This window comes from Oceanicella actignis (assembly GCF_900111545.1).
In the GTDB taxonomy this organism is placed as follows: domain Bacteria; phylum Pseudomonadota; class Alphaproteobacteria; order Rhodobacterales; family Rhodobacteraceae; genus Oceanicella; species Oceanicella actignis.
This window is the reverse complement of the sequence record NZ_FOHL01000002.1, coordinates 425,043-447,533: the sequence shown is the minus strand read 5'-3', so window position 1 is coordinate 447,533 and position 22,491 is coordinate 425,043. Positions and strand designations below refer to the sequence as shown.

Genomic DNA, 22,491 nt, shown 5'->3' with positions numbered 1-22,491 from the left:
GATGCCGCCATGCAGGGATCGCTCCCCCACCGTTCCTCCGATCCGCTCTGGTTGCGCGCACTCCCCCGCTCGGCGCGGCTGGAGAGGCGGCTCGCCGGCGCAGCGTCGCGTCTTGCGCGCGGCTGGCTTGGGCTGTCGGCGCTGGGCGGGCTCAGCTTCTGGGGCGCGCTGGCGCTGGTGCTGGCGCTTGACGCGCCGGCGGCGCTGATGACCGCGCCTCTGGTGACGCTGGCGCCGCTGCTGGGCGCGGCGGCGCTCGGGGCGCTGCTGGCGGCGCTGCCGGACGGGCCCTTCGCGCCGGGCCCCGCCCCGGTTCCGGCGCCGTGGGGCGCGCGCCCGCGCTGAGGCCGCGCCGCCGATCGGCTGCCTTTCCATCACCGTTCCACGCCCGGCGCCGGCGCCCGGGGCGGGGTCCGGCCCCGCCGCGGTTCGGGCGCCGGGGCCCGTCTTCCATGGCCCCGCCGCCGCCCGCCATCCGCCGCGCCCAGGCGTCGCTTCGCGCCCCCGCCGGGCCGCGCCGGACGCGCCGGGCCTTGACATCCGGGCCTCGAAAGGGTGTTTCCGGGCCAAAGACGGCCCCGGCGTCCGCGCGGGGCGGGAATCTTGTCCAGAGGAACGCCATGCACCCCTACCGCACCCACACCTGCGCCGAGCTGCGCAAGGAGCACGTCGGCCACACCGTTCGCCTCTCGGGATGGGTGCACCGGATCCGCGACCATGGCGGGATCCTCTTCATCGACCTGCGCGACCACTACGGCATCACCCAGGTGCTGGCCGACCCCGACAGCCCCGCCTTCGCCGAGGTCGAGAAGGTGCGCGCCGAGTGGGTCATCCGCGTGGACGGCGTGGTCAAGGCCCGCGACCCCGAGCTGGTCAACCCCAAGATCCCCACCGGCGAGGTCGAGGTCTTCATCAAGGACATCGAGGTTCTGGGCCCGGCCGAGGAGCTGCCCCTGCCGGTGTTCGGCGACCTTGAATACCCCGAGGAGACGCGCCTCAAATACCGCTTCCTCGACCTGCGCCGCGAGAAGCTGCACCGCAACATCGTGCTGCGCTCGAACGTGATCGCCAGCCTGCGCCGGCGCATGACCGAGCAGGGCTTCATGGAATACCAGACCCCGATCCTGACCGCCTCCAGCCCCGAGGGCGCGCGCGACTTCCTCGTGCCCTCGCGCCTGCACCGGGGCAAGTTCTACGCGCTGCCCCAGGCCCCGCAGCAGTTCAAGCAGCTGATCATGGTCGCGGGCTTCGACCGCTACTTCCAGATCGCGCCCTGCTTTCGCGACGAGGACCCGCGCGCCGACCGCAGCCCGGGCGAGTTCTACCAGCTTGACGTCGAGATGAGCTTCGTCACGCAGGAGGACGTGTTCCAGACCATCGAGCCCGTCATGCGCGGCGTGTTCGAGGAGTTCGGCGGCGGCCGCCCGGTCACGCAGGAATTCCCGCGCATTCCCTATCGCGAGGCGATGCTCAAATACGGCTCGGACAAGCCCGATCTGCGCAACCCGATCGAGATGCAGGTCGTGTCCGAGCATTTCCGCGGCTCGGGCTTCCAGATCTTCGCCCGCCTGCTCGAGCAGGAGGGGAACGAGGTGCGCGCCATTCCCGCGCCGACGGGCGGCTCGCGCGCCTTCTGCGACCGCATGAACGCCTGGGCGCAGAAGCAGGGCCTGCCGGGCATGGGCTACATCTTCTGGCGCGAGGAGGGCGGCCGCCCCGTCGGCGCCGGCCCGCTGGCCAAGAACATCGGCCCCGAGCGCGTCGAGGCGCTGCGCGTGCAGCTGGGCCTCGACGCGGGCGACGCGGCCTTCTTCCTGGCGGGCAAGCCCGCGGCCTTCGTTGACGTGGCCGGGCGCGCGCGCAACGTCATCGGCGAGGAGCTGGGTCTGACGCGCAAGGACAGCTTCGAGTTCTGCTGGATCGTCGATTTCCCGATGTACGAGCTGGACGAGGAGACGGGCCAGCTCGACTTCTCGCACAACCCCTTCTCGATGCCGCAGGGCGGGCTCGAGGCGCTGAACGAGCTGCCGCCGCTCGACGTGCTGGGCTACCAGTATGACATCGTGTGCAACGGCGTCGAGCTTTCCTCGGGCGCGATCCGCAACCATCGCCCCGAGATCATGTATCGCGCCTTCGAGATCGTGGGCAAGGACCGCGCCTTCGTCGACAGCCATTTCGGCGGCATGATCAACGCCTTCCGCTACGGGGCGCCGCCGCATGGCGGCATCGCGCCGGGCATCGACCGCATGGTGATGCTGCTGGCCGACGCCGAGAACATCCGCGAGGTCATCATGTTCCCCATGAACCAGCGGGCCGAGGATCTGATGATGGGCGCGCCCTCCGAGCCGACCAACGAGCAGCTGCGCGAGCTGGGCCTGCGCATCGTCCCGCGCGAAGACTGATCGGGCGATGATCTACGAGCGGACCGACTACGACCCAGCGCGGCACCTGGTCCTGTTCATCCACATCCGCAAGACGGGCGGCTCGTCTCTGGGCGCGCAGCTGGCCGACGCGCTGGCCGCGCGCGGCGCGGCGGGGGGCTACCGGCGGCTGCGCATGCAGGGCGTCGAGACCTACAACCAGGGCTGGCGGCGCGCGCACGAGCATCTGCGCCGCCGCCTTCAGCACCTGCGCGACGAGGCGCGCGAGCGCGGCCGCGCCCTTCTCGGCCTGCCGAACCTGGCGCTGGATTCGGTCGCCGTCGCCAGCGGCCATGTGCGCGTCGACAGCATCGGCCTGGGCCGCCGCGAGCCGCTGATGATCACGCTGGTGCGCGAGCCCGTCGATCGCCTCGTGTCCGAGTATTTCTTCACCCGCGACCGCGTGGCCGTCGCCCGCCGCCTGCCCGGCTCCGAGAAGAAGAAGCAGGCCTGGGCGCGCAGCTTCGAGGATTACGCGCAGATGCTGCTCGAGCGCCGCGACGCGCTGCCGCTCAACGGCCAGTGCCTGTATTTCTCGCGCGAGGGCTCGTTCGAAGCCGCGCGCCGCGTCATCGACGAGCGCTTCCTCCTGGCCGGGCGCACGCAGGACATGGCGCGATTCACGCAGCTTCTGGGCGCCAAGCTGGGCATCCCCATGGGGCCGCCGCGCCGGGTGAACAAGGGCCGCTCGCGCCCCGAGGGCTACGCCCCGCCCGCATGGCTGCGCGCCCGCCTCGAAGAGGCGATGGCCGAGGACATGGCGCTTTACGAGCATGTCGGGCGCGAATTCGCGGCGCTTGACGCGCGCACAACGCATTCATAGACAATTCAGGATTGTGGCGCGTCTTCCGGCGCGCCGGTCAACCCGCAAGGGCAGCAAGGGAGCGGCGCGACGCAAGCATGAACATCATCACCGACACCCAGGCGCTCGAGGCCTTTTGCGACGCTTGCCGCGCGCATCCCTACGTCACCGTGGACACCGAGTTCCTGCGCGAGCGCACCTACTGGCCGCAGCTGTGCCTGGTGCAGATGGCCCATCCGGGCGAGGGCGAGGATTCGGCCGCCATCATCGACCCGCTGGCCGAGGGCATCTCGCTCGAGCCGCTCTTCGCCCTCATGCGCGACGAGCGCGTGGTCAAGGTCTTCCACGCCGCGCGCCAGGATCTGGAAATCTTCTGGAACCTCGGCGGGCTGATCCCGGCGCCGCTGTTCGACACGCAGGTGGCGGCGATGGTCTGCGGCTATGGCGACCAGGTGGGCTACGAGACGCTGGTGCGCAAGATCGTCGGGGCCAAGCTGGACAAGTCGTCGCGCTTCACCGACTGGGCGCAGCGCCCGCTTTCCGACAAGCAGCTGGCCTATGCGCTGGCCGACGTGACGCATCTGCGCGGGATCTACGAGAAGCTGGCGCGCGAGCTGCGCGAAAGCGGCCGCGCCGAATGGGTGGCCGAAGAGATGGCCACGCTGCTCAGCCCCGACACCTATCGCAACGACCCGGACGAGGCGTGGCGGCGGCTCAAGACGCGCTCGAGCTCGGACAAGTTCCTGGCCGTGGCCAAGGCCCTCGCCGCCTGGCGCGAGCGCCGCGCGCAAGAGCGCAACATCCCGCGCAACCGTCTGCTCAAGGACGACGCCCTGCTCGAGATCGCCTCGAACCGGCCCAAGACCCTCGAGGAGCTGGGCCGCTCGCGCCTGTTGCTGCGCGAGGCGCGCAAGGGCGACGTGGCGCAGGAGATCCTGGCCGCCGTGGCCGAGGGCGAGGCCACGCCCCCCGAAAAGCGCCCCCGCCCGCCCGAGCCGGCGCAGAACCGGCCCGGCACGGGTGCGCTGGTCGATCTGCTCAAGGTGCTGCTCAAGGCGCGCGCCGAGGAAATGGGCGTGGCGCCCAAGCTGCTGGCCTCGACCGAGGATCTGACGCGCCTCGCGAATGACGACGAACCCGACGTGCCGGCGCTGCGCGGCTGGCGCCGCAAGGCGTTCGGCGAGCTGGCGCTGCAGCTACGCCGCGGCGAGATCGCGCTGTCGGCCTCGCGCAAGGGCATCGAGATCGTCGAGCTGGACGATTGAGCCCGCCGCGCGGCGGCGCTCAGAACCGCGCCGCCGCCGCCCCCTGCGCGGCGAACACGCGCACGCCCGCCGCGCCGCGCACGGTCTGTTCGTTCAGCGGCAGGGCGACCTGCAGGCGGCGCAGCCTGGGCGCGCCCGCCTCGCCCGGCGCGCCGCCGTTCAGCTCGGGCGGGGCGGCGACGAAATCGAACTCCAGAAATCCGTCCGGCGCCGGCGCGCCGCCCCGCCGCGGGCGCAGCGTCGGGGCGAACCAGCGCGTCGTCGGGGCGAGGCCCACCGCATGAACCAGCGCGCCGTCGCGCGTCACGCCAAGCTCGACCGATTCGACCCTTTCGACGGGCTTGAAGGTCAGCTCCTCGCGCGGGGCGGGCTTGGGGGCGGGCTCGGGCTCGACCGATGGCGAGAGGCCCTCGAAGCGCACGTAATCGTTGCCGCAGCCCGCCAGCCCGGCGGCAAGAACCGCAAGGGCCGCGACGATCGGGCGGGCGCGGGGGCGGCGATAAGGTCGTGCGGGCATGGGGCGACTCCGTCTGTGAACAGGCGCGTGAACGCATTCTGCACCCGACTGCTTAGCCGCGGGCGCGCAGGAATGAAAGACGCGGCGTGGCCGACCGGCGTTGCGGCGCAATGGGCCCTTGGTTAACCTGAACGCGTCGGGGCGAATTGTCCGGTGCGCACCCGGCGGCCATTTCGCCTGACCGGACCAAGAGGGATTTTCAGATGTTCAGGAAATTTGCCAGCGTTTTGACGATTGCGTTCATTCCCGCCGCGTCATGGGCGGCGCCTGCGCCGGTCAACCTCAACGACTGGGTGGCGGCCGGCGGCGGCGCCGAGGGCGGGGGGAACTGGAACATCGCGCCGGATGGCAATTCGGTGCTCCAGACCCTGAACGGCGCGCCGACGGTCTTCCACAACAACGCCGACAGCCAGGGCGCGGCGCTGAGCGGCACGATCACGGTCGAGACCGCCAGCGACGACGACTTCATCGGCTTCGTGCTGGGCTACAAGGCGGGCGATCTGACCAATCCGTCGGCCGACTACCTGCTGATCGACTGGAAGCAGGGCGACCAGAGCTTCTTCGGCTTCGCCCCCGCGGGTCTCGCGATCTCGCGGGTGACGGGGGCGCTTGGCGACGATTCCGGCGCCTGGAGCCACGACCCGGCCAACAACGTCACCGAGCTGCAGCGCGGCGCCACGCTGGGCTCGACCGGCTGGGCGGACAACACGACCTACAGCTTCGATCTGATCTTCACCTCGACCGCGGTGCAGGTGTTCGTCAACGGCGTCAAGGAGCTGGACGTCGCCGGAACCTTCGCGAACGGCGGCTTCGGCTTCTACAACTACTCGCAGCAGGCCGTGCGCTACGCCGGGCTTGCAGAGCGCGCCGCGCCGCCCATCGGCGCGGTCCCGCTGCCCGGCGCGCTGCCGCTGATGGCGCTGGGGCTTGGCGCGCTCGGCCTGCTGGGGCGGCGGCGCTGCGCCTGACGGCGCCGATAACATGGGAACGCCGCGCCTGGCCGGCCGGGCGCGGCGTCGTCGTCATGGGCGACTCGTCCGAGGCGCGCGCCCTGATCGCCGCCCTGACCCGGCTGGGCTGCGCCGCGGGGCCCGAGGCGTGCGACGCGCCGCTGGCGGTGGTGGACGCCGCTCATCCCTTCGACCGCGAGGGCGCGCGGCTTGCGGCGGCGACGGCGCGGCGGCTGGGCGCGCCGCTGGTCACGTTGCGGCGCGCGCCCTGGCTGCCGGGGCCGGGCGACCGCTGGCGGCGCGTGCGCTCGGCGCGCGCGGCGGCGCTGGCGCTGCCGGCCGGGGCGCGGCGGGTGTTCGTGGCGCTGGGGCGCGACCAGCTGGCGCCCTTCGCGGGGCGGCCAGACCTGACGCTTCTGGTGCGCGCGCGCGGCGCGTCGGGGCCGGCGCAGGCGCCGCGCCCCCGCCTTGCGCGCGCGCGCTTCCTGACCGCGCCCGGGCCCTACACGCCCGCCGGCGAGGCGCGCCTGTTCCGCGCCCTGGGCGTGCAGGCGCTGGTGGCGCGCAACGCCGGCGGCCCCGACGCCTGGCCCAAGATGGCGGCGGCGCGCCGGCTTGGCCTGCCGGTGATCCTGCTCGAGCCGCCGCCCGCGCCGCCCGGCGCCGTGCGCGACGTGCCCGCGGCGCTGGCCGCGCTCGATCGCCTGGCGGGCGCCGCCGAGAGCTGAGAAGGCGGGCCGGCGAAGCGCGCTCGGCGCTTGCTCCGGCCGCCCGCGCGGCCTAAGTCTTGCCCCGACGCAGGAGGCCCAGATGACCGACGCCACGCCCGATTTCGAAGAGATCGCCGAAACCTTCGCCTTCCTCGACGATTGGGAGGATCGCTACGGCTACGTGATCGAGCTGGGCAAGGCCATGGAGCCCATGCCCGATTCGCTCAAGGGCCCCGAGACCAGGGTCGAGGGCTGCGCCAGCCAGGTCTGGATCGCGCCGAGGATCGAAGAGGGGCCGCCGCGCCGGCTGCATTTTCAGGGCGACAGCGACGCGATGATCGTGCGCGGGCTGATCGCCATCTTGCGCGCCCTCTATTCGGGCCGCACGCTGGACGAGATCCGCGCGCTCGACGCGCAGGCCGCGCTCGACCGGCTGGGCCTGGCCGAGCACCTGTCGGCGCAGCGCTCGAACGGGCTGCGCGCCATGGTCGGACGCATCCGCGCGCTGGCCGGCGCCGAGACGGTCTGAGCGCATGGCCCGAGAACCGGCCCGAAAACCGGCCGAAAAACCGCGCCGAGGTCGCGATCGCGCCTGCGCTGCGTCGCGTTTTTGACGCGCCGGCGCTGATGTCGGCGTAATGTCGCACCCGACAGCCAAACCCGGCCGCCCGCCGCGGCCCGCCCCGGAGACGACGCCATGTCCGAAGAAGAAGACGATCTGGTCCTGAGCGAGCTCGACGACGACGAGCTGGTGCAGCAGATGCATGACGATCTGTATGACGGCCTGAAGGATGAAATCGAGGAGGGCGTGCGCATCCTGCTCGAGCGCGGCTGGACGCCCTACGACATCCTCACCAAGGCCCTGGTCGAGGGCATGCGGATCGTCGGCATCGACTTTCGCGACGGCATCCTCTTCGTGCCCGAGGTGCTTCTTGCGGCCAACGCGATGAAGGCGGGCATGAACATCCTGCGCCCGCTGCTGGTCGAGACCGGCGCGCCCAAGATGGGCTCGATGGTCATCGGCACCGTCAAGGGCGACATCCACGACATCGGCAAGAACCTGGTGGCGATGATGATGGAGGGCGCCGGCTTCGAGGTCACCGATCTGGGCATCAACAACCCGGTCGAGAACTACCTTCAGGCGCTGGAAGAGAAAAAGCCCGACATCCTGGGCATGTCGGCCCTGCTGACCACCACCATGCCCTACATGAAGGTGGTGATCGACACGATGGTCGAGCAGGGCATCCGCGACGACTACATCGTGCTGGTGGGCGGCGCGCCGCTGAACGAAGAGTTCGGCAAGGCCATCGGCGCCGACGCCTATTGCCGCGACGCGGCGGTGGCGGTCGAGACGGCCAAGGCGCTCATCGCCCAGCGCAAGCACAACCAGGTGGCCGGCTGATCGCCGGCCCCCGCGCCGAGGCGGCCATGACCCCGACGCCCGAGCATTCGCCGGCCGGCCCGCCCCGCACGCTGCTGATCGCGTGCGGGGCGCTGGCGCGCGAGATCCTGGCGCTGATCCGCCTCAACGGCTGGCGGCACATGGAGCTGCTGTGCCTGCCGGCCAAGCTGCATCTGACGCCCGAGCGCATTCCCGCCGCCGTCGCCCGCGCGGTCGAGGAAAACCGCGCGCGCTTCGATCGCATCGCCGTCGTCTTCGCCGATTGCGGGACCGGCGGGCTGCTCGACGCCGAATGCGCCCGCCTCGGGGTCGAGCGCATCCCCGGCCCGCATTGCTACAGCTTCTTCGACGGCAACGAGGCCTTCGCCGCCCGGGCCGAGGCCGAGATGCGGGCCTTTTACCTGACCGATTTCCTGGTGCGCCAGTTCGACGCCTTCGTCTGGCGGCCCATGGGGCTGGACCGCCATCCCGAGCTGCGCGACATGATCTTCGGCGGCTATGAAAAGCTGGTGCATCTGGCCCAGACCGAGGATCCCGAGCTGGACGCCCAGGCGCGAGAATGCGCCCGCCGGCTGGGCCTGGCGCATGAGCGCCGCTTCACCGGCTATGGCGATCTGGACGTCTTCCTGCGCGGGCTGGACGCGGCGCCGCTCAATCCTTGACCACGCGCAGGGCCGGGCGCGGGCGCCCTTCGCCGCGCGGCGCCTCGGGGTTGCCCTCGATGGGGGTCAGCACCGCAGTGGGCCGACGACGGGCGAAGGGGGCCGGCGCCTCGGCCAGGAAGCGGCCCGCATCCTTGTCGCGCCGGTCCTGCGGCGGCGCCGGCGCGCGCCGGCCGCAGCGGGCCGGGTCAAACTCGATCGGCAGCATCTTTGCGCCCATCAGGCGCATGCGCAGGGGCGGGCTGTCGGGGGCGGGCGGCTCGAGCATGTTGATCGCGCCGAGGATGCGGTCGCGCCCGCCCAGCTCGCTGCGCATGGGCAGCAGGATCATCTCGCCGCGCGGCTCGAAGGGCGCGGGGCGCGCGGCGCCGAAGGCCGAAACGCCCTTGACGCGCATGACGGCGATGGCGGGCTCGGCGGTCACCTGGCGGGCCAGCTGCAGGATCTGCCCGGCGCTGGCCTCGTCCATCACCGCGTCCGCGATCATGCCGCGCGGCTCGATCCCCAGCAGCGCCACAAGCCCCGTGCCCGCAAGGCGAAAGCGCACGTCGTCCGGGTCGAGCTGTTCGAGGATGAACATGCTCTCGAGCGCCGCGCTGATGCGCCGCGGGTCGATCTCGGAGCGGAAAGGCGCGTCGCGCTCCGCCCTGAGCGATTCCCAGTGCTCGTAGATCGCGCGCGTGCTTTGGTGATCCATGAGACGGCCCATCAATGTGAATTTGCGTATCATTTTGATTCAAGCCTCATTAGTCCAGCGCGAAATTGCGCAGCGCCCCATCCTTCCCGGACGCCGAAAGCTGCGGCGCCTCCGCCGCGTCGTCTTCTTTCAATTGACCCAAAATCCGCGCAACAAAGAAGCTAATTCAACGTTAACGCCTGAACCGCCCGGCGTCGGCCTGCGCGAGCGCCCCTCGGGGGCGCGCGAGATTGCGGCGCGGGCGGCGCGCGGATAGGATCGCGCCGCGCCGGCCGCGGCGCAAGAGGGTTGAAGATCGGGAGGGCGCATGACCCTTGCCAGCATGACCGGTTTCGCCGCCGTCGAGGGGGCGCTGGGCGCGACCGCCTGGCGCTGGGAGCTGCGTTCGGTCAACGCGCGCGGGCTGGATCTGCGCATCCGCGCGCCCGAGGGGCGCGAGCGCGTCGAAGCGGCCATGCGCGAGGCGCTCAAGAGCCGCTTCGCCCGCGGCGCCGTCACCGCCACCTTGCGCGTCGCGCGCGCCCAGGGCGCGGCGGCGAGCGCGGCGCGCCTCGATCCCGCGGCGCTGGCGGCGGCGGCCGAAAGGCTGCGCGCGGCGGCCGACGCGCTGGCCGCGGCGGGGCTCGAGGTCGCGCCGACGCCGCCCGAGGCGCTGCTGTCCATGCCCGGCGTGCTGGTTCAGAACGGCGCGCCCGAGGCCGACGAGGCCGAGGCGCTGGACGCGGCGATGATCCGCGACGGGCGCGCCGCCGTCGAGGCCCTGGCCGCGGCCCGCGCCGAGGAGGGCGCGCGCCTGTCCGCCCTCATCGGCGACATGATCGACCGCATCGCGGCGCTTTCGGACCGGGCCGAGGCGGCCGCCGCCCTGCGCGCCGAGGCCGCCGGCCCCATGCTGCGGCGCAAGCTGTCGGCGGTGCTCGACTCGCTCGACCCGGGCGCCGCGCCCGACCCGCAGCGCCTGGCGGCCGAGCTGGCCATGCTGGCGGTCAAGGGCGACGTGCGCGAAGAGCTGGACCGCCTGCGCGCCCATGTCGCCGCCGCGCGCGCGCTTCTGGGCGCCGACGGCCCGGCGGGGCGGCGCTTCGACTTCCTCGCGCAGGAGTTCAACCGCGAGGCCAACACCCTGTGCGCGAAAGCCGATTTTCACGAGCTCACCGCCGCGGGGCTCGAGCTCAAGACCGTCATCGACCAGCTGCGCGAGCAGGTCCAGAACGTGGAGTGACCATGAGCGACCCCGATCAGGAGAGCGCCCGCGGCGCGGCCAAAGCCCGGGCCGAGGCCCGCAGCGGCGAGGCGCGCGCCGCGCTCGAGCGCCGGCGCGGGCTGCTGTTCATCCTCTCCTCGCCCTCGGGGGCGGGGAAATCGACCCTGTCGCGCCGCCTGCTGGCCAGCGACGACGCGTTCGTGTTCTCGGTCTCGGCGACCACGCGCGCGCCGCGTCCGGGCGAGGTGAACGGGCGCGATTACCATTTCCTTTCGCGCGAGGAATTCCTGCGCATGGTCGAGGCGGGGCAGATGCTCGAGCACGCCGAGGTCTTCGGCAACCTCTACGGCACGCCGCGCGCGCCGGTCGAGGCCGCGCTCGAGGCCGGGCGCGACGTGCTGTTCGACGTGGACTGGCAGGGCGGGCAGCAGCTGCGCAACTCGCCGCTCAAGGACGCGGTGGTATCGGTCTTCATCCTGCCGCCCTCGATCGCCGAGCTCGAGCGGCGCCTGCGCGCCCGCGGCCAGGACAGCCCCGAGGTCATCGCCGGGCGCATGGCCAAGGCGCGCGACGAGATCAGCCACTGGGCCGAATACGATTACGTTCTGGTCAACGACGATCTCGACCGTTGCGAGGCCGAGATCCGCGCCATCCTGGCCGCCGAGCGCCTGCGCCGCGAGCGCCGCCCCGGGCTGGTCGGCTTCGTGCAGGCGCTCAACCGCGAATTCGAGGAGAGAATCGCATGAACGGACTCTACGAGCTGGACGGGATCGCGCCCGTCGTGCCCGAGGATGGCGACTTCTGGATCGCGCCCGGCGCGGCGGTGATCGGCAAGGTGATTCTCGAGCCCGGCGTCTCGGTCTGGTTCAACGCCGTGCTGCGCGGCGACAACGAGCCCATCCGCATCGGCGCGGGCAGCAACATCCAGGAAGGCGCCGTGCTGCACACCGATCCCGGGCGGCCGCTGACGGTGGGGCCGAACGTGACGGTCGGTCACAAGGCCATGCTGCATGGCTGCGAGATCGGCGAGGGGTCGCTGATCGGCATCAACGCGGTGATCCTGAACGGCGCGCGCATCGGCAAGGGTTGCCTGATCGGCGCCGGCGCGCTGGTGACCGAGGACAAGGAGATCCCCGACGGCGCGCTGGTGATGGGCGCGCCGGGCAAGGTGGTGCGCCAGCTGGACGAGGGCCAGCGCGCCGCCCTCATGGCCAGCGCCGAGAAGTATCGGGCCAACATGCGCCGCTTCAAGGCCGGGATGCGGCTGCTGGGCTGAGGCGCTCAGCCCGCGGGCGAAGACTCGGCCGGAACCTCGGCGCGCAGCGCCAGCGACTCGGCGCTCGCCTCGTGCGACAGGCGCGCGCCGCAGGCCAGCGCGTTGATCCGCGTCAGGGGGTAGTGCACCTCGGCCGGGGCCGGGCGCGGCGCGGGCGCGCCGTCGAGCCATGCGCGGGCGTTCTCGGGCAGGCGCGTCGGGCCGCCCTCGGCCGTGACCGCAAGGCTGGCGGCGCCGCCCGGCGCGAACTCGGCCGTCACCGTGATGCGTCCGCCGCGGGGCAGGGCGCCCACGGCCACCAGCAGCATGTCGAACAGCAGGCGCGCGGCGGCGCGGCCGGCCTCGGTCTCGGATTGGCCGGCGCGCCACTCGATGCGGGCGCGGTCGCGGGCGAAACGCTCCTCGACGATCCGGCGCAGGCGCTGCACGGCGATGCGCTCGCCCGGCGCGGCGGCGCCGAAGGCGATGCGGTGGAACTCGAGCGCGGCGGCGGCTGCGCGGGCGCTGTCGCCGATCAGGCCCAGCTCCTCGGTCATCTCGGGCGCGATCTCCTGCATCAGCTCGACGCCGTTGCCCACCGCCCCCACGGGCGATATCAGATCATGGCAGATGCGCGAGCACATGAGCGCGCTCAGTTCGGCCTCGCTCATCGGGGCGGGCGCCGGTTCGGCCGCTTCATCGCCCAGGGACGCGATGGCGGGGGCGCAGGCTGCGGCGTCAAGGCTCATCGGCTGGTCCTCCTGCGGGTGCGGCCAGGGCCGCGAAAGGAAACGCTATGAACGACTTTCTCGAGCCGGGCATGTTCGTGCGGCACCCAGGCGCGCCCGATTGGGGGCTGGGGCAGATCCAGTCGGTGATCGGCCATCGGGTGACGGTGAATTTCGAACATGCGGGCAAACGGCTCATCGACGTTGAACATGTGCGCCTCGAGGTTGTTCAGCTCGATCGGGGCGAACGATTCTGAACCAAGGCTTAACGACGATACACCCAGAAGGCGAGTCGTCAACCATTTCACAATCTTGGGGCGGCAGCGCGCCCGGGGCGTCGCATTTGCGCCACAATTGCGGCCGCTCCGAAGCATCGCCGCAGGCCATTGCCTCGGCCGCGCGGTGAACATATGGTCCGCGCGACGCGCGGCGCGGCCGCGCAGGGCAGCGAAAGGTGCGCGCAGATGCAGATCGACGCGGGGCGTTTCACGGTGCGCCTGGCGCAGAGCGAAGAGGACATCGCCGCCGCTCAGCGGCTGCGCTACAAGGTCTTCGTCGAGGAGATGGGCGCCAAGCCGACCCCCGAGGACGCCGCGCTGCGGCGCGAGCGCGATCGCTTCGACCCGTATTTCGAGCATCTGATCCTGATCGACAACGAGGCGCCGACGGACGATCCGCTCGAGCGGGTGGCGGGGGTCTATCGCCTCATGACCGGCGAGCGCGCGCGCGAGGGCATCGGCTTTTACGGCGCGACGGAATACGACCTGACCAAGCTCGAGCAGCTGGACCGCAAGGTGGTCGAGCTGGGGCGCTCCTGCGTCGGGGCGCCCTATCGGGGCGGGGCGGCGATGCATCTTCTGTGGACGGGGCTGGGCGAGTTTGTAACCTCGCGCGGGATCGAGATCATGTTCGGCACGGCCAGCTTCCACGGCGCCGATCCGGCGCCGCTGGCGCATGCGCTGAGCCATCTGCACCACAACCACCTGGCGCCCGAGGATCTGCGCGTGCGCGCGCGCCCCGAGCATTTCGTGCCCATGGACGCCCTGCCGCCCGAGCAGGTGGACCGCAAGCTGGCGGCGCGCCAGATCCCGGCGCTGATCAAGGCCTATCTGCGCCTCGGCGGCTTCGTGGGCGAGGGCGCCTATGTGGATCGCGAGTTCAACACCGTGGACGTATGCGTGCTGATGGACACGGCGCGCATGGTGGCGCGCTATCGCGACTTCTACGGGCGCGAGAGTTCCTCGGCGCGATGAGCGACGCGCCCGCATCGCCCGCCTGGAACGGCCGCGCGCCCGAGCCGGCGCCGCGCGCGCCGCTCTGGCGCCAGGCCTGGGGGTGGGCGCGGATCGCGGCGCTGGCGCTGGCGACGGCGGCGGCGCTGGGGCTTTACGCGTCGTGCAAGGCCGTCGAGCGGGTCTTTCCGCGATTCGACGGGCGCTGGCGGGTGCAGACGGGCTGGGCGCGGCTGGCGGCGCGGATGCTGGGGCTGCGGGTGCGGCGCGTCGGGCGGCCCATGCGCGAGGGCGGGGCGCTGGTGTCGAATCACGTCTCGTGGACCGACATCATCGTTCTGCGCGCCGCCGCGCGCGTGACCTTCGTGGCCAAGGCCGAGGTCGCCTCGTGGCCCGGGGTGGGTCTGATCGCGCGCATCACCGACACCGTCTTCGTCGAGCGCCGCCGCGCCGCCGCCCGCCGTCAGGAGGCCGAGCTGCGCGCGCGCATGCGCCGCGGCGAAAGGCTGGTCTTCTTTCCCGAGGGGACCTCGACCGACGGGCTGCGGGTGCTGCCGTTCAAGAGCACCCTGTTCGCCGCCTTCCTGTCGGACGAGCTGCGCGCGCATGTGCGCGTCCAGCCCGTCACCCTGGCCTACCGGCCCGATCCGGCCAGCGGGCTGCCGGCGCATTTCTTCGGCTGGTGGGGCGACATGGACATGCTGTCCCATCTCAAGGCGCTGTGCATGTTGCGCCATGGCGGACAGGTGACAGTGATGTTCCATCAGCCCGTGCGCGCGGCCGATTTCGACGACCGCAAGCGTCTGGCGCGCATCTGCCATGAAGAGGTGCTGGCGGGCCTGCGCCAGGCGCTGCCCGACGCCCCCGAGCCCATCGCCGACCGCTGAGCCCCCGCCAGGGCGCCTGAGCCCCCGCCAGCGCGCCGCCGCGCGCGAGGATGCGGGGCCGGCCGCGCCGCGCCGGGGGCGTCAGTCCGGGGCGGGGCGTCAGTCCGAGGCCGCCGCGCGTCCGGCGCCCAGCGCGGCGTGCAGCTCGGCCAGGCGGGCGGGCAGGTCCTCGGTCCAGAAGGCCGGATCGGGAACGACGAAATCCACGCTCGGACCCAGGCGCCGCGCCAGCGCGACGTCGACGCCGCCCTCGGCGACGACGGGCGTCTCGATCATCTCGGCCCACCATTCGAACAGCTCGGGCGTGGCGGCGGCGCCGTCGCCAAGCGCCGGATCGGGCGCGACGGGCGCGAACAGGACGTAGTCCGCGCCCGCCTCGGCGGCGACCATGCCCGCATGGCGCGTGGGGGCGCAGCGCGCGCCCAGGATCAGGTCGGGGCCCAGCGCCTCGCGCGCGTCGCGCAGACGCACCCGCGCCGCGTCCACCTGCGCGCCGTCCAGCCCGAGGGCGCGCGCCAGGCGGAAGTGATCCGACAGGATCAGCGCCACGTCGCGCGCATGGCACAGCTCGCGCAACAGGCCCGCGGCGGCGCGCAGCGCGGGCTCTTCGGCGCCGGGCATGTCGATGCGCACGCAGGCGACCAGCCCCGAGTCGAGCGCGGGTTCGAGCAGCCGCGCCGCCCGCTCGGGCTCCATGCGCGGCGGCGTGGCCAGGGTGATGCGCGGTTCGGCGGCGGGCGCGCCATGCTTGGCTTGGGTCATGGCGGTGCAATATCCAGTCCGGCGCCGCGCGTAAAGCCCGCCCCTTGCGCTCGATCAAGGCGAGGCGCAAGAATCGACGCGACAAAGGGCCCGGACGCAAAGGGCCGAGACGGGGCGCAAGGGGGCCGAAATGCTGAACATACCGCGCGACACGCTGGCCTGGATCATCGCCAAGGCGCGCGAGGTCGAGGTCAAGGACGTGGACACATCCGACGGCGAGAGCGACGGCGACGACCCGCTCGGCGTGCTCGAGGACCGGGGCGACGACGCCTCGGCGCAGGAGCTGCGCAGCTGGATCGAGGATCTGGACGACGAGGGCCGCGCCGAGCTGGTGGCGCTGTTCTGGCTTGGCCGCGGCGACGGCGGCCCCGAGGACTTTCCCCAGCTCAAGCGCCAGGCGCTGGCCTCGGCCACGCGCTCGACGGCCGACTACCTGCTGGGCGAGCCGATGATGGCCGACCTGCTGGAAGAGGGGCTCGAGGCGCTGGGGATTTCCGCTTCCGAGGTCGAGGACGAGATCTGACGCCCGCAAGCCGCGCCGCCGCCGGCCGCCGCCTTGCGCGCAGGACGCGCCGCGGCCGATCGCGCCCCCGGCCGGCGAGCGGGCGCGACGGGGCCGGCCGCGGCCGGGCGCGCGAAAAACCCGCGCGCGGGGATCGCCGCGCGCGGGTCGGGTCGGCCCGTCGGGCCGCCGCGGCGCGCCCGGGCGCCGCGGCGAGGCGGATCAGCAGGAGTAGTAGAGCTGATACTCGACCGGGTGCGGGGTGTGCTCGAAGGCATAGACCTCCTGCCACTTGAGCGCCATGTAGCCCTCGATCTGGTCGCGGGTGAACACGTCGCCGGCCAGCAGGAACTCGTGATCGGCCTCGAGCGACTGCAGCGCCTCGCGCAGCGAGCCGCAGACGGTCGGGATCTCGGCCAGCTCCTCGGGGGGCAGGTCGTAGAGATCCTTGTCCGCCGCCTCGCCGGGGTCGATCTTGTTGCGGATGCCGTCGAGGCCGGCCATCAGCAGCGCCGAGAAGGCCAGATACGGGTTGCAGGTCGGATCGGGGAAGCGGGTCTCGACGCGCTTGGCCTTGGGCGACTCGGTCCACGGGATGCGGATCGAGGCCGAGCGGTTGCGCGCCGAGTAGGCCAGCAACACCGGCGCCTCGAAGCCCGGGATCAGGCGCTTGTAGGAATTGGTCGAGGGGTTGGTGAAGGCGTTGAGCGCCTTGGCGTGCTTGAGGATGCCGCCGATATACCACAGCGCCTCGTCCGACAGGTCGGCGTATTTGTCGCCGGCGAAGAGCGGCTTGCCATCCTTCCAGATCGACTGGTTCACATGCATGCCCGAGCCGTTGTCGCCGGCGATGGGCTTGGGCATGAAGGTGGCCGTCTTGCCGTAGGCATGCGCCACGTTGTGGATGACGTACTTGTATTTCTGCATGTTGTCGGCCTGCTCGACCAGGCCGCCGAACACCAGGCCCAGCTCATGCTGGCACGAGGCGACCTCGTGGTGGTGCTTGTCGACCTTCATGCCCATGCGCTTCATGGTCGAGAGCATCTCGCCGCGCAGGTCCTGCGCCGCGTCCACGGGGTTGACCGGGAAATAGCCGCCCTTGACGCCGGGGCGATGGCCCATGTTGCCCATCTCGAACTCGGCGTCCGAGTTCCAGGCGGCGTCGGCGGCGTCGACCTCGAAGGCCACCTTGTTCATCGTGTTCGAGAAGCGGACGTTGTCGAACAGGAAGAACTCGGCCTCGGGGCCCCAATACGAGGCGTCGCCGATGCCCGACGACTTCAGATAGGCCTCGGCCTTGCGCGCGGTGCCGCGCGGGTCGCGCTGGTAACGCTCGCCGGTGTCGGGCTCGACCACGTCGCAGTGCAGGCACAGCGTCTTCTCGGCGTAGAACGGGTCCATGTAGGCCGAGGAGGGATCGGGCAGCAGCTTCATGTCCGACTGGTCGATCGACTTCCAGCCCGCGATGGACGAGCCGTCGAACATGAAGCCCTCTTCCATGAAGTCCTCGTCCACCAGGTCGGCGACCACGGTGACGTGCTGCAGCTTGCCGCGCGGGTCGGTGAAGCGGATGTCAACGTAATCGACGTCCTCGTCGCGGATCGTCTTGAGAACGGCGTTCGCGTCGCTCATGGGTGTTCCTTTCGGTTTCTGCTCGGGCCGGGGCGAAGGGGCTCCGGCCGCCTGGGGCGCGGCCGCGGCCCGGGGGCGCGCGGCGCGGCGTGGGTTGCGGCGGGGGCGGGCGTCAGAGCGCCTCGACGCCCTCTTCGCCGGTGCGGATGCGGATGGCCTGCTCGACCGGGGTGACGAAGATCTTGCCGTCGCCGATCTTGCCCGTGCGCGCGGCCGAGATGATGGCGTCGATCGCCTTCTCGACCATGTCGTCGTCCAGCACGACCTCGATCTTCATCTTGGGCAGGAAGTCCACGACGTATTCGGCGCCGCGGTAAAGCTCGGTATGGCCCTTCTGGCGTCCGAAGCCCTTGGCCTCGATGACCGAAAGGCCCTGCACGCCGACCTCCTGGAGCGCTTCCTTCACCTCGTCCAGCTTGAAGGGCTTGATGATGGCTTCGATCTTCTTCATCGGCGTCGGTTCCCTTTCGCTGCGGCGGCGCCGCGGGCGGCTTGCGGCCGCGCGCGCGTCCGCGTTCAATGCGCAGCACATGCGAAGCATTTCGCGCGGCCCGATTCAACGCTCGGGCCGCGGCGCGCCGCGAGAAGCGGGCGGAAATCGCGACGGGCGCCCATGGATCGGGCAAAGTGCACAATATTTGGGCGCCGCGTGAACGCGCGGCCGGAGGCGAAGCGGGATGACGAACGAGGCGGGCGCGGAATCGGCCATGGGCGGCGGCGCATGGGGCGCCTTCGACGGCCCCACGGTCGAGCTGCTGGACGGCGCGCGCATGCGCGCGCTCGAGCAGGCGCAGATGGCGGCGGGCCGCATCTCGGGGCTCGAGCTGATGGAGGCGGCGGGCGCGGCCATCGTCGCGGCGCTGTCGTCGGCGCGGCCCGAGCTGGCGCGGCGCGGCGGGCGCGCGGCGGTTCTGTGCGGGCCGGGCGCCAATGGCGGCGACGGATTCGTGGCGGCGCGGCGCCTGGCCGGGCGCGGCTGGGCCGTCGAGGTCTTCATGCTGGGCGACCCCGCGCGCCAGCCGCCCGACGCCGCGGCCAACCGGCGCCGGTGGGAGGGGCTGGGCCCCGTGCGCGACATCGCGCGGGCGGCCGATGCGGCGCCGGGGGCGTTCGACGCGGTGATCGACGCGGGCTTCGGCACGGGGCTGTCGCGGCCGATCCCGCGGACGCTGCGCGCGGCGCTGGACGCGGCCTCGCGCGGGGCGTTCGTCGTGGCGGCGGACATGCCCTCGGGCTGGTGCGCCGACAGCGGCCGCCATCTGGGCGAGGGGCCGGCGCCTGCGCGCGGGGCGGATCTGACGGTCACCTTCCACCGCCCGCGCCTGGGGCATGCGCTCGGGGACGGGCCGCGCGCGGTCGGGCGGCTGGTCGTGGCCGACATCGGGCTGCCGCAGGACCCGATCGCGGACGCGCCGCTTCTGTTCCTCGGACCGCCGCGGGGGCTGGACAAGGCCGCCGCGGGCCCGCGCGCGCACAAATACGTCCATGGCCATGCGCTGGTGCTGGCCGGCGGCTGCGGCAAGGGCGGCGCGGCGCGGCTGGCGGCGCGCGCGGCGCTGCGGGTGGGGGCGGGGCTGGTCACCGTCGCGCCGCCGCCCGAGGCGCTGGCCGAGAACGCGGCCCGGCTCGACGCGGTGATGCTGCGTCCCGTGGCCGACGCCGAAGCCTTGCGCCGGGCGCTGGCCGATCGGCGCATCAACGCGCTGGCGCTGGGGATGGGGCTGGGCGCGGATGCGCGCGCGCGGGCGCTGACGCTGGCCGCGCTCGAAAGCGGGCGCGCGGCGACGCTGGACGCCGACGCGCTTGGCGCCTTCGCCGCCGATCCCGCGCCGCTCTTCGCCGCGCTGCGGCCCGATTGCGTCCTGACCCCGCATGAGGGCGAGTTCGCGCGCCTGTTCCCGGACCTGGCCGAGCGGCTGCGCGCGCCGGCGCTTGCCGGCCCCGCCTTCTCGCGCCTCGACGCGGCGCGCGAGGCGGCGCGGCGCGCGGGCGCGACGGTTCTCCTCAAGGGGCCCGACACGGTGATCGCATCGCCCGACGGCGCGGCGCTGGTCCATCTGGCCGCCGGCCCGCGCGCGGCGCCCTGGCTGGCGACGGCGGGGGCGGGGGACGTGTTGGCGGGGCTGATCGCCGGTCTGGCGGCGCGCGGCTTCGCGCCGCTCGAGGCGGCCGCCGCGGCGGCCTGGCTGCATGTCGAGGCGGCGCTGCGCGTCGGCCCGGGCCTGATCGCCGAGGACCTGCCCGAGGCGCTGCCCGCCGTCCTGCGCGCGCTGCCGCCCGCCGGCGCGGCCCGCGCGCCCTGGCCCTGGGGCGGCTGATTTTCGACTCGCGCGCGACGGGCAAGCCTGTTAGGAAGCGCCGGACTCCGGCCGCGACGGGACCGGCGGCGGTTCGGTCCGGCGGACGGAAGGGCTGCGGGCGTGGCGGAACTGGCAGACGCACTTGGTTTAGGTCCAAGCGCCGCAAGGCGTGGGGGTTCGAGTCCCTCCGCCCGCACCATGCGCGCCGCAGGCCGCGAAACGACGAGGAATGAGGACGAGAATGCAGGACACCGAAACGCAGTCGAATGGTCTCAAGCGCGAGCACGCGATGACCGTGCCCGCCGCGGACCTGGCGGCGAAGATGAACGAGAAGCTCGAGGCGGCGCGCGAGACCGTCCAGCTCAAGGGCTTCCGCAAGGGCAAGACGCCGCTGCCGCTGCTCAAGAAGATGTTCGGCAAGTCCCTGATGGGCGAGGTCGTCCAGGAGGCGGTGGACGCCGCCGTGCGCGCGCATTTCGAGAAGACCGGCGACCGCCCGGCCATCCAGCCCGACATCCGCATCACCAACGAGAACTTCGACGAGGGCGACGATCTGAACCTGTCGCTGACCTATGAGGTTCTGCCCGAGATCCCCGAGACCGACTTCTCGGTCATCAAGCTCGAGCGCCTCGTGGTCGAGGTCGAGGATTCGGCGGTGGACGAGGCGCTGGCCAACCTGGCCGAGAACGTCAAGGACTTCGCCCCGCGCGAAGAGGGCGAGGCGGCGCAGAACGGCGACCAGGTGGTGATCGACTTCGTCGGCAAGCTGGACGGCGAGCCCTTCGAGGGCGGCGCGGCCGAGGACTACCCGCTGGTGCTGGGCTCTGGCGCGTTCATCCCCGGCTTCGAGGAGCAGATCGTCGGCGCCAAGGCGGGCGACGAGATCGAGGTGAAGGTCGCCTTCCCCGAGAATTACGGCGCCGAGAACCTGGCCGGCAAGGACGCGGTGTTCGAGGTCAAGGTCAAGGAGGTGCGCGCGCCCCAGGCCGCCGCGATCGACGACGAGCTGGCCAAGAAGTTCGGCGTCGAGGATCTCGAGACCCTCAAGTCCCAGCTGCGCGAGCGCCTGGGCGAAGAGTTCAAGGGCGCCGCGCGCGCGCTGCTCAAGCGCAAGCTGCTCGACGCGCTGGACGAGATGGTGAAGTTCGACCTGCCCCCGACCCTGGTCGAGCAGGAGGCGCAGCAGATCGCCCACCAGCTGTGGCACGAGGAGCACCCCGAGGTGCAGGGCCACGACCACCCCGAGATCGAGGTGACCGACGAGCACCGCAAGCTGGCCGAGCGCCGCGTGCGGCTGGGGCTGCTTCTGGCCGAGCTGGGCCGGCGCAACGAGATCGAGGTGACCGAGCAGGAGCTCAACCAGGCGATCTTCAACCAGGCGCGCCAGTATCCGGGGCAGGAGAAGGCCTTCTTCGACTTCGTGCGCCAGAACCCGCAGGCGCTGCAGCAGATCCGCGCCCCCCTCTTCGAGGACAAGGTGGTGGATTACGTGCTCGAGCTGACGCAGATCGAGGACAAGACCGTCACCAAGGACGAGCTGCAGAAGGCCCTCGAGGCGCTCGAGCAGGACTGACGCGGCCCCGCGCGCCCCGGCGCGCGCCCGGCCCCGACGACGACGGCGACGACCACGGCCCGCGGCCTCCGCCGCGGGCCGTTCGCGTCGCGCCCCTTGAAGCCCTTCGCGCCACGGACTACACCGGAGGCGGAGCGATGACGAAACGCCGGCCGGATCCGCCGTCCGGCCCGCTGAAAGAGGCCAAAGAGCACATGAATGACCCCGTCGAGCACTACATGAACACCCTCGTCCCGATGGTGGTCGAACAGACCGCGCGCGGCGAACGCGCCTACGACATCTTCTCGCGCCTGCTCAAGGAGCGCATCATCTTCGTCTCGGGCCCGGTCCATGACGGCATGGCGACGCTGATCGTCGCGCAGCTGCTGTTCCTCGAGGCCGAGAACCCGAAGAAGGAAATCGCCATGTACATCAACAGCCCCGGCGGCGTCGTCACGGCCGGGCTGTCGATCTACGACACCATGCAGTACATCCGCCCCAAGATCTCGACGCTGTGCGTGGGGCAGGCGGCGTCGATGGGCTCGCTGCTGCTGGCGGCGGGCGACAAGGGGATGCGCTTCGCGCTGCCCAACAGCTCGATCATGGTGCATCAGCCCTCGGGCGGCTTCCAGGGGCAGGCGACCGACATCGCGATTCACGCCCGCTACACCCTTGATCTGAAGGAGCGGCTGAACAAGATCTACGTCAAGCACTGCGGGCAGGAATACAAGGCGGTCGAGGACGCGCTCGAGCGCGACAACTTCATGACCCCCGAGCAGGCGCGCGACTGGGGCCTGATCGACGAGATCGTGACCAGCCGCGAGGCGCCCAAGGACGCCTGACCGCAGCCGCCGCGCCGTCCGCGGCGCGGCGCATTCGCCTTGCACCCGGCGGCGCATCATGCACCAATGGAGGGCAGGACGGATTCGAACCGGACGACGCGCTCACCAACTGTTCACCTTGTTCGTGGATAGAGAGACGTCGAAGACACCCAGCGCCCCGCGGGGCGGGA

Annotated in this window: 25 protein-coding genes and 1 tRNA gene; 20 read left to right on the top strand and 6 right to left on the bottom strand. The window is 72.0% G+C overall.

Translation table 11 applies throughout. The features are described 5' to 3' along the window. Nucleotides 1-9 precede the first annotated feature (9 nt). The 4 genes from BMW67_RS04720 to rnd all read left to right on the top strand — a co-directional run bounded on the left by BMW67_RS04720 (nucleotide 10) and on the right by rnd (nucleotide 4,487). Nucleotides 10-345, top strand: coding sequence for a hypothetical protein (locus BMW67_RS04720; protein ID WP_072745717.1), 336 nt, complete (start codon nucleotides 10-12; stop codon nucleotides 343-345). Between the two features lie 275 nt (nucleotides 346-620). After that, nucleotides 621-2,402, top strand: a complete 1,782-nt coding sequence (aspS, locus tag BMW67_RS04715; protein ID WP_072745718.1) for an aspartate--tRNA ligase — start codon at nucleotides 621-623, stop codon at nucleotides 2,400-2,402. A gap of 7 nt (nucleotides 2,403-2,409) precedes the next feature. Continuing rightward, a complete protein-coding gene (locus tag BMW67_RS04710) occupies nucleotides 2,410-3,243 on the top strand; it encodes a sulfotransferase family 2 domain-containing protein (RefSeq protein WP_072745719.1) in 834 nt (277 codons plus the stop codon). Between the two features lie 77 nt (nucleotides 3,244-3,320). Continuing rightward, the gene (gene rnd, locus BMW67_RS04705; protein ID WP_072745720.1) at nucleotides 3,321-4,487 is read left to right on the top strand and encodes a ribonuclease D; all 1,167 of its coding nucleotides are present in this window, start codon (nucleotides 3,321-3,323) and stop codon (nucleotides 4,485-4,487) included. A 19-nt stretch (nucleotides 4,488-4,506) separates the two neighbouring features. Here rnd and BMW67_RS04700 read toward each other — a convergent pair whose 3' ends face one another. After that, nucleotides 4,507-5,004 carry a hypothetical protein gene (locus BMW67_RS04700; protein ID WP_072745721.1) on the bottom strand — a complete coding sequence of 166 codons (498 nt, stop codon included), beginning with the start codon at nucleotides 5,002-5,004 and terminating at the stop codon, nucleotides 4,507-4,509. 227 nt (nucleotides 5,005-5,231) lie between these two features. Between BMW67_RS04700 and BMW67_RS04695 the strand changes: the two genes are divergently transcribed. From BMW67_RS04695 to BMW67_RS04675, 5 genes are all read left to right on the top strand, one after another. After that, nucleotides 5,232-5,972, top strand: a complete 741-nt coding sequence (locus BMW67_RS04695) for a PEP-CTERM sorting domain-containing protein (RefSeq protein ID WP_072745722.1) — start codon at nucleotides 5,232-5,234, stop codon at nucleotides 5,970-5,972. A gap of 56 nt (nucleotides 5,973-6,028) precedes the next feature. Continuing rightward, nucleotides 6,029-6,682: a precorrin-6A/cobalt-precorrin-6A reductase gene (locus BMW67_RS04690; protein WP_072745723.1), complete on the top strand. Its 654-nt coding sequence runs from the start codon at nucleotides 6,029-6,031 to the stop codon at nucleotides 6,680-6,682. Between the two features lie 82 nt (nucleotides 6,683-6,764). Next, nucleotides 6,765-7,193 (top strand): SufE family protein, encoded by a 429-nt coding sequence (locus tag BMW67_RS04685; protein WP_072745724.1) that lies wholly within the window; start codon nucleotides 6,765-6,767, stop codon nucleotides 7,191-7,193. Between the two features lie 168 nt (nucleotides 7,194-7,361). Continuing rightward, nucleotides 7,362-8,066: a corrinoid protein gene (locus tag BMW67_RS04680; RefSeq protein WP_072745725.1), complete on the top strand. Its 705-nt coding sequence runs from the start codon at nucleotides 7,362-7,364 to the stop codon at nucleotides 8,064-8,066. A 26-nt stretch (nucleotides 8,067-8,092) separates the two neighbouring features. Continuing rightward, nucleotides 8,093-8,728: a DUF1638 domain-containing protein gene (locus BMW67_RS04675; protein WP_072745726.1), complete on the top strand. Its 636-nt coding sequence runs from the start codon at nucleotides 8,093-8,095 to the stop codon at nucleotides 8,726-8,728. On the opposite strand, the gene BMW67_RS04670 is transcribed toward BMW67_RS04675, so the two are convergent. Continuing rightward, on the bottom strand, nucleotides 8,718-9,425 hold the full coding sequence (locus BMW67_RS04670) for a PAS domain-containing protein (RefSeq protein WP_177174480.1): 708 nt from the start codon (nucleotides 9,423-9,425) through the stop codon (nucleotides 8,718-8,720). The genes BMW67_RS04675 and BMW67_RS04670 overlap by 11 nt on opposite strands. 307 nt (nucleotides 9,426-9,732) lie before the next feature. On the opposite strand from BMW67_RS04670, the gene BMW67_RS04665 reads away from it, so the two are divergent. The 3 genes from BMW67_RS04665 to BMW67_RS04655 are packed head-to-tail and all read left to right on the top strand — an operon-like array spanning nucleotide 9,733 to nucleotide 11,905. Then, entirely contained in the window at nucleotides 9,733-10,647 is a 915-nt protein-coding gene (locus tag BMW67_RS04665; protein ID WP_072745728.1) for a YicC/YloC family endoribonuclease, read from the top strand. Nucleotides 10,648-10,649: 2 nt separating this feature from the next. Next, entirely contained in the window at nucleotides 10,650-11,375 is a 726-nt protein-coding gene (gmk, locus tag BMW67_RS04660; RefSeq protein WP_083581058.1) for a guanylate kinase, read from the top strand. Continuing rightward, nucleotides 11,372-11,905: a gamma carbonic anhydrase family protein gene (locus tag BMW67_RS04655; RefSeq protein ID WP_072745729.1), complete on the top strand. Its 534-nt coding sequence runs from the start codon at nucleotides 11,372-11,374 to the stop codon at nucleotides 11,903-11,905. Before gmk ends, BMW67_RS04655 begins: the two co-directional genes overlap by 4 nt. Before the next feature lie 5 nt (nucleotides 11,906-11,910). Here the strand turns inward: BMW67_RS04655 and BMW67_RS04650 are convergent, their stop codons facing one another. After that, complete coding sequence (locus BMW67_RS04650; RefSeq protein WP_072745730.1) at nucleotides 11,911-12,633, bottom strand: histidine phosphotransferase family protein; 723 nt, start codon at nucleotides 12,631-12,633, stop codon at nucleotides 11,911-11,913. A gap of 47 nt (nucleotides 12,634-12,680) precedes the next feature. On the opposite strand from BMW67_RS04650, the gene BMW67_RS04645 reads away from it, so the two are divergent. The 3 genes from BMW67_RS04645 to BMW67_RS04635 all read left to right on the top strand — a co-directional run bounded on the left by BMW67_RS04645 (nucleotide 12,681) and on the right by BMW67_RS04635 (nucleotide 14,731). Next, complete coding sequence (locus BMW67_RS04645) at nucleotides 12,681-12,869, top strand: DUF3553 domain-containing protein (protein ID WP_072745731.1); 189 nt, start codon at nucleotides 12,681-12,683, stop codon at nucleotides 12,867-12,869. A 207-nt stretch (nucleotides 12,870-13,076) separates the two neighbouring features. Then, nucleotides 13,077-13,865, top strand: coding sequence for an L-ornithine N(alpha)-acyltransferase (gene olsB / locus BMW67_RS04640; protein WP_072746074.1), 789 nt, complete (start codon nucleotides 13,077-13,079; stop codon nucleotides 13,863-13,865). Continuing rightward, nucleotides 13,862-14,731 carry a lysophospholipid acyltransferase family protein gene (locus BMW67_RS04635; RefSeq protein WP_072745732.1) on the top strand — a complete coding sequence of 290 codons (870 nt, stop codon included), beginning with the start codon at nucleotides 13,862-13,864 and terminating at the stop codon, nucleotides 14,729-14,731. Before olsB ends, BMW67_RS04635 begins: the two co-directional genes overlap by 4 nt. A 99-nt stretch (nucleotides 14,732-14,830) precedes the next feature. Here BMW67_RS04635 and BMW67_RS04630 read toward each other — a convergent pair whose 3' ends face one another. Then, nucleotides 14,831-15,493, bottom strand: a complete 663-nt coding sequence (locus BMW67_RS04630; RefSeq protein WP_072745733.1) for a thiamine phosphate synthase — start codon at nucleotides 15,491-15,493, stop codon at nucleotides 14,831-14,833. 130 nt (nucleotides 15,494-15,623) lie between these two features. Here BMW67_RS04630 and BMW67_RS04625 point away from each other — a divergent pair, with 130 nt between their 5' ends. Next, complete coding sequence (locus tag BMW67_RS04625; protein WP_072745734.1) at nucleotides 15,624-16,016, top strand: DUF3775 domain-containing protein; 393 nt, start codon at nucleotides 15,624-15,626, stop codon at nucleotides 16,014-16,016. Between the two features lie 201 nt (nucleotides 16,017-16,217). Here BMW67_RS04625 and glnA read toward each other — a convergent pair whose 3' ends face one another. Continuing rightward, the gene (glnA, locus tag BMW67_RS04620) at nucleotides 16,218-17,627 is read right to left on the bottom strand and encodes a type I glutamate--ammonia ligase (RefSeq protein WP_072745735.1); all 1,410 of its coding nucleotides are present in this window, start codon (nucleotides 17,625-17,627) and stop codon (nucleotides 16,218-16,220) included. A gap of 112 nt (nucleotides 17,628-17,739) precedes the next feature. After that, nucleotides 17,740-18,078 carry a P-II family nitrogen regulator gene (locus tag BMW67_RS04615; protein WP_072745736.1) on the bottom strand — a complete coding sequence of 113 codons (339 nt, stop codon included), beginning with the start codon at nucleotides 18,076-18,078 and terminating at the stop codon, nucleotides 17,740-17,742. Between the two features lie 226 nt (nucleotides 18,079-18,304). Between BMW67_RS04615 and BMW67_RS04610 the strand changes: the two genes are divergently transcribed. The 4 genes from BMW67_RS04610 to BMW67_RS04595 all read left to right on the top strand — a co-directional run bounded on the left by BMW67_RS04610 (nucleotide 18,305) and on the right by BMW67_RS04595 (nucleotide 22,321). Beyond that, nucleotides 18,305-19,945 (top strand): NAD(P)H-hydrate dehydratase, encoded by a 1,641-nt coding sequence (locus BMW67_RS04610; protein ID WP_342707594.1) that lies wholly within the window; start codon nucleotides 18,305-18,307, stop codon nucleotides 19,943-19,945. A gap of 96 nt (nucleotides 19,946-20,041) precedes the next feature. Beyond that, nucleotides 20,042-20,126 (top strand) — tRNA-Leu (locus BMW67_RS04605). 42 nt (nucleotides 20,127-20,168) lie between these two features. Beyond that, entirely contained in the window at nucleotides 20,169-21,500 is a 1,332-nt protein-coding gene (tig, locus tag BMW67_RS04600; RefSeq protein WP_072745737.1) for a trigger factor, read from the top strand. Nucleotides 21,501-21,694: 194 nt separating this feature from the next. Further along, a complete protein-coding gene (locus tag BMW67_RS04595; RefSeq protein ID WP_072746076.1) occupies nucleotides 21,695-22,321 on the top strand; it encodes an ATP-dependent Clp protease proteolytic subunit in 627 nt (208 codons plus the stop codon). Nucleotides 22,322-22,491 lie beyond the last annotated feature (170 nt).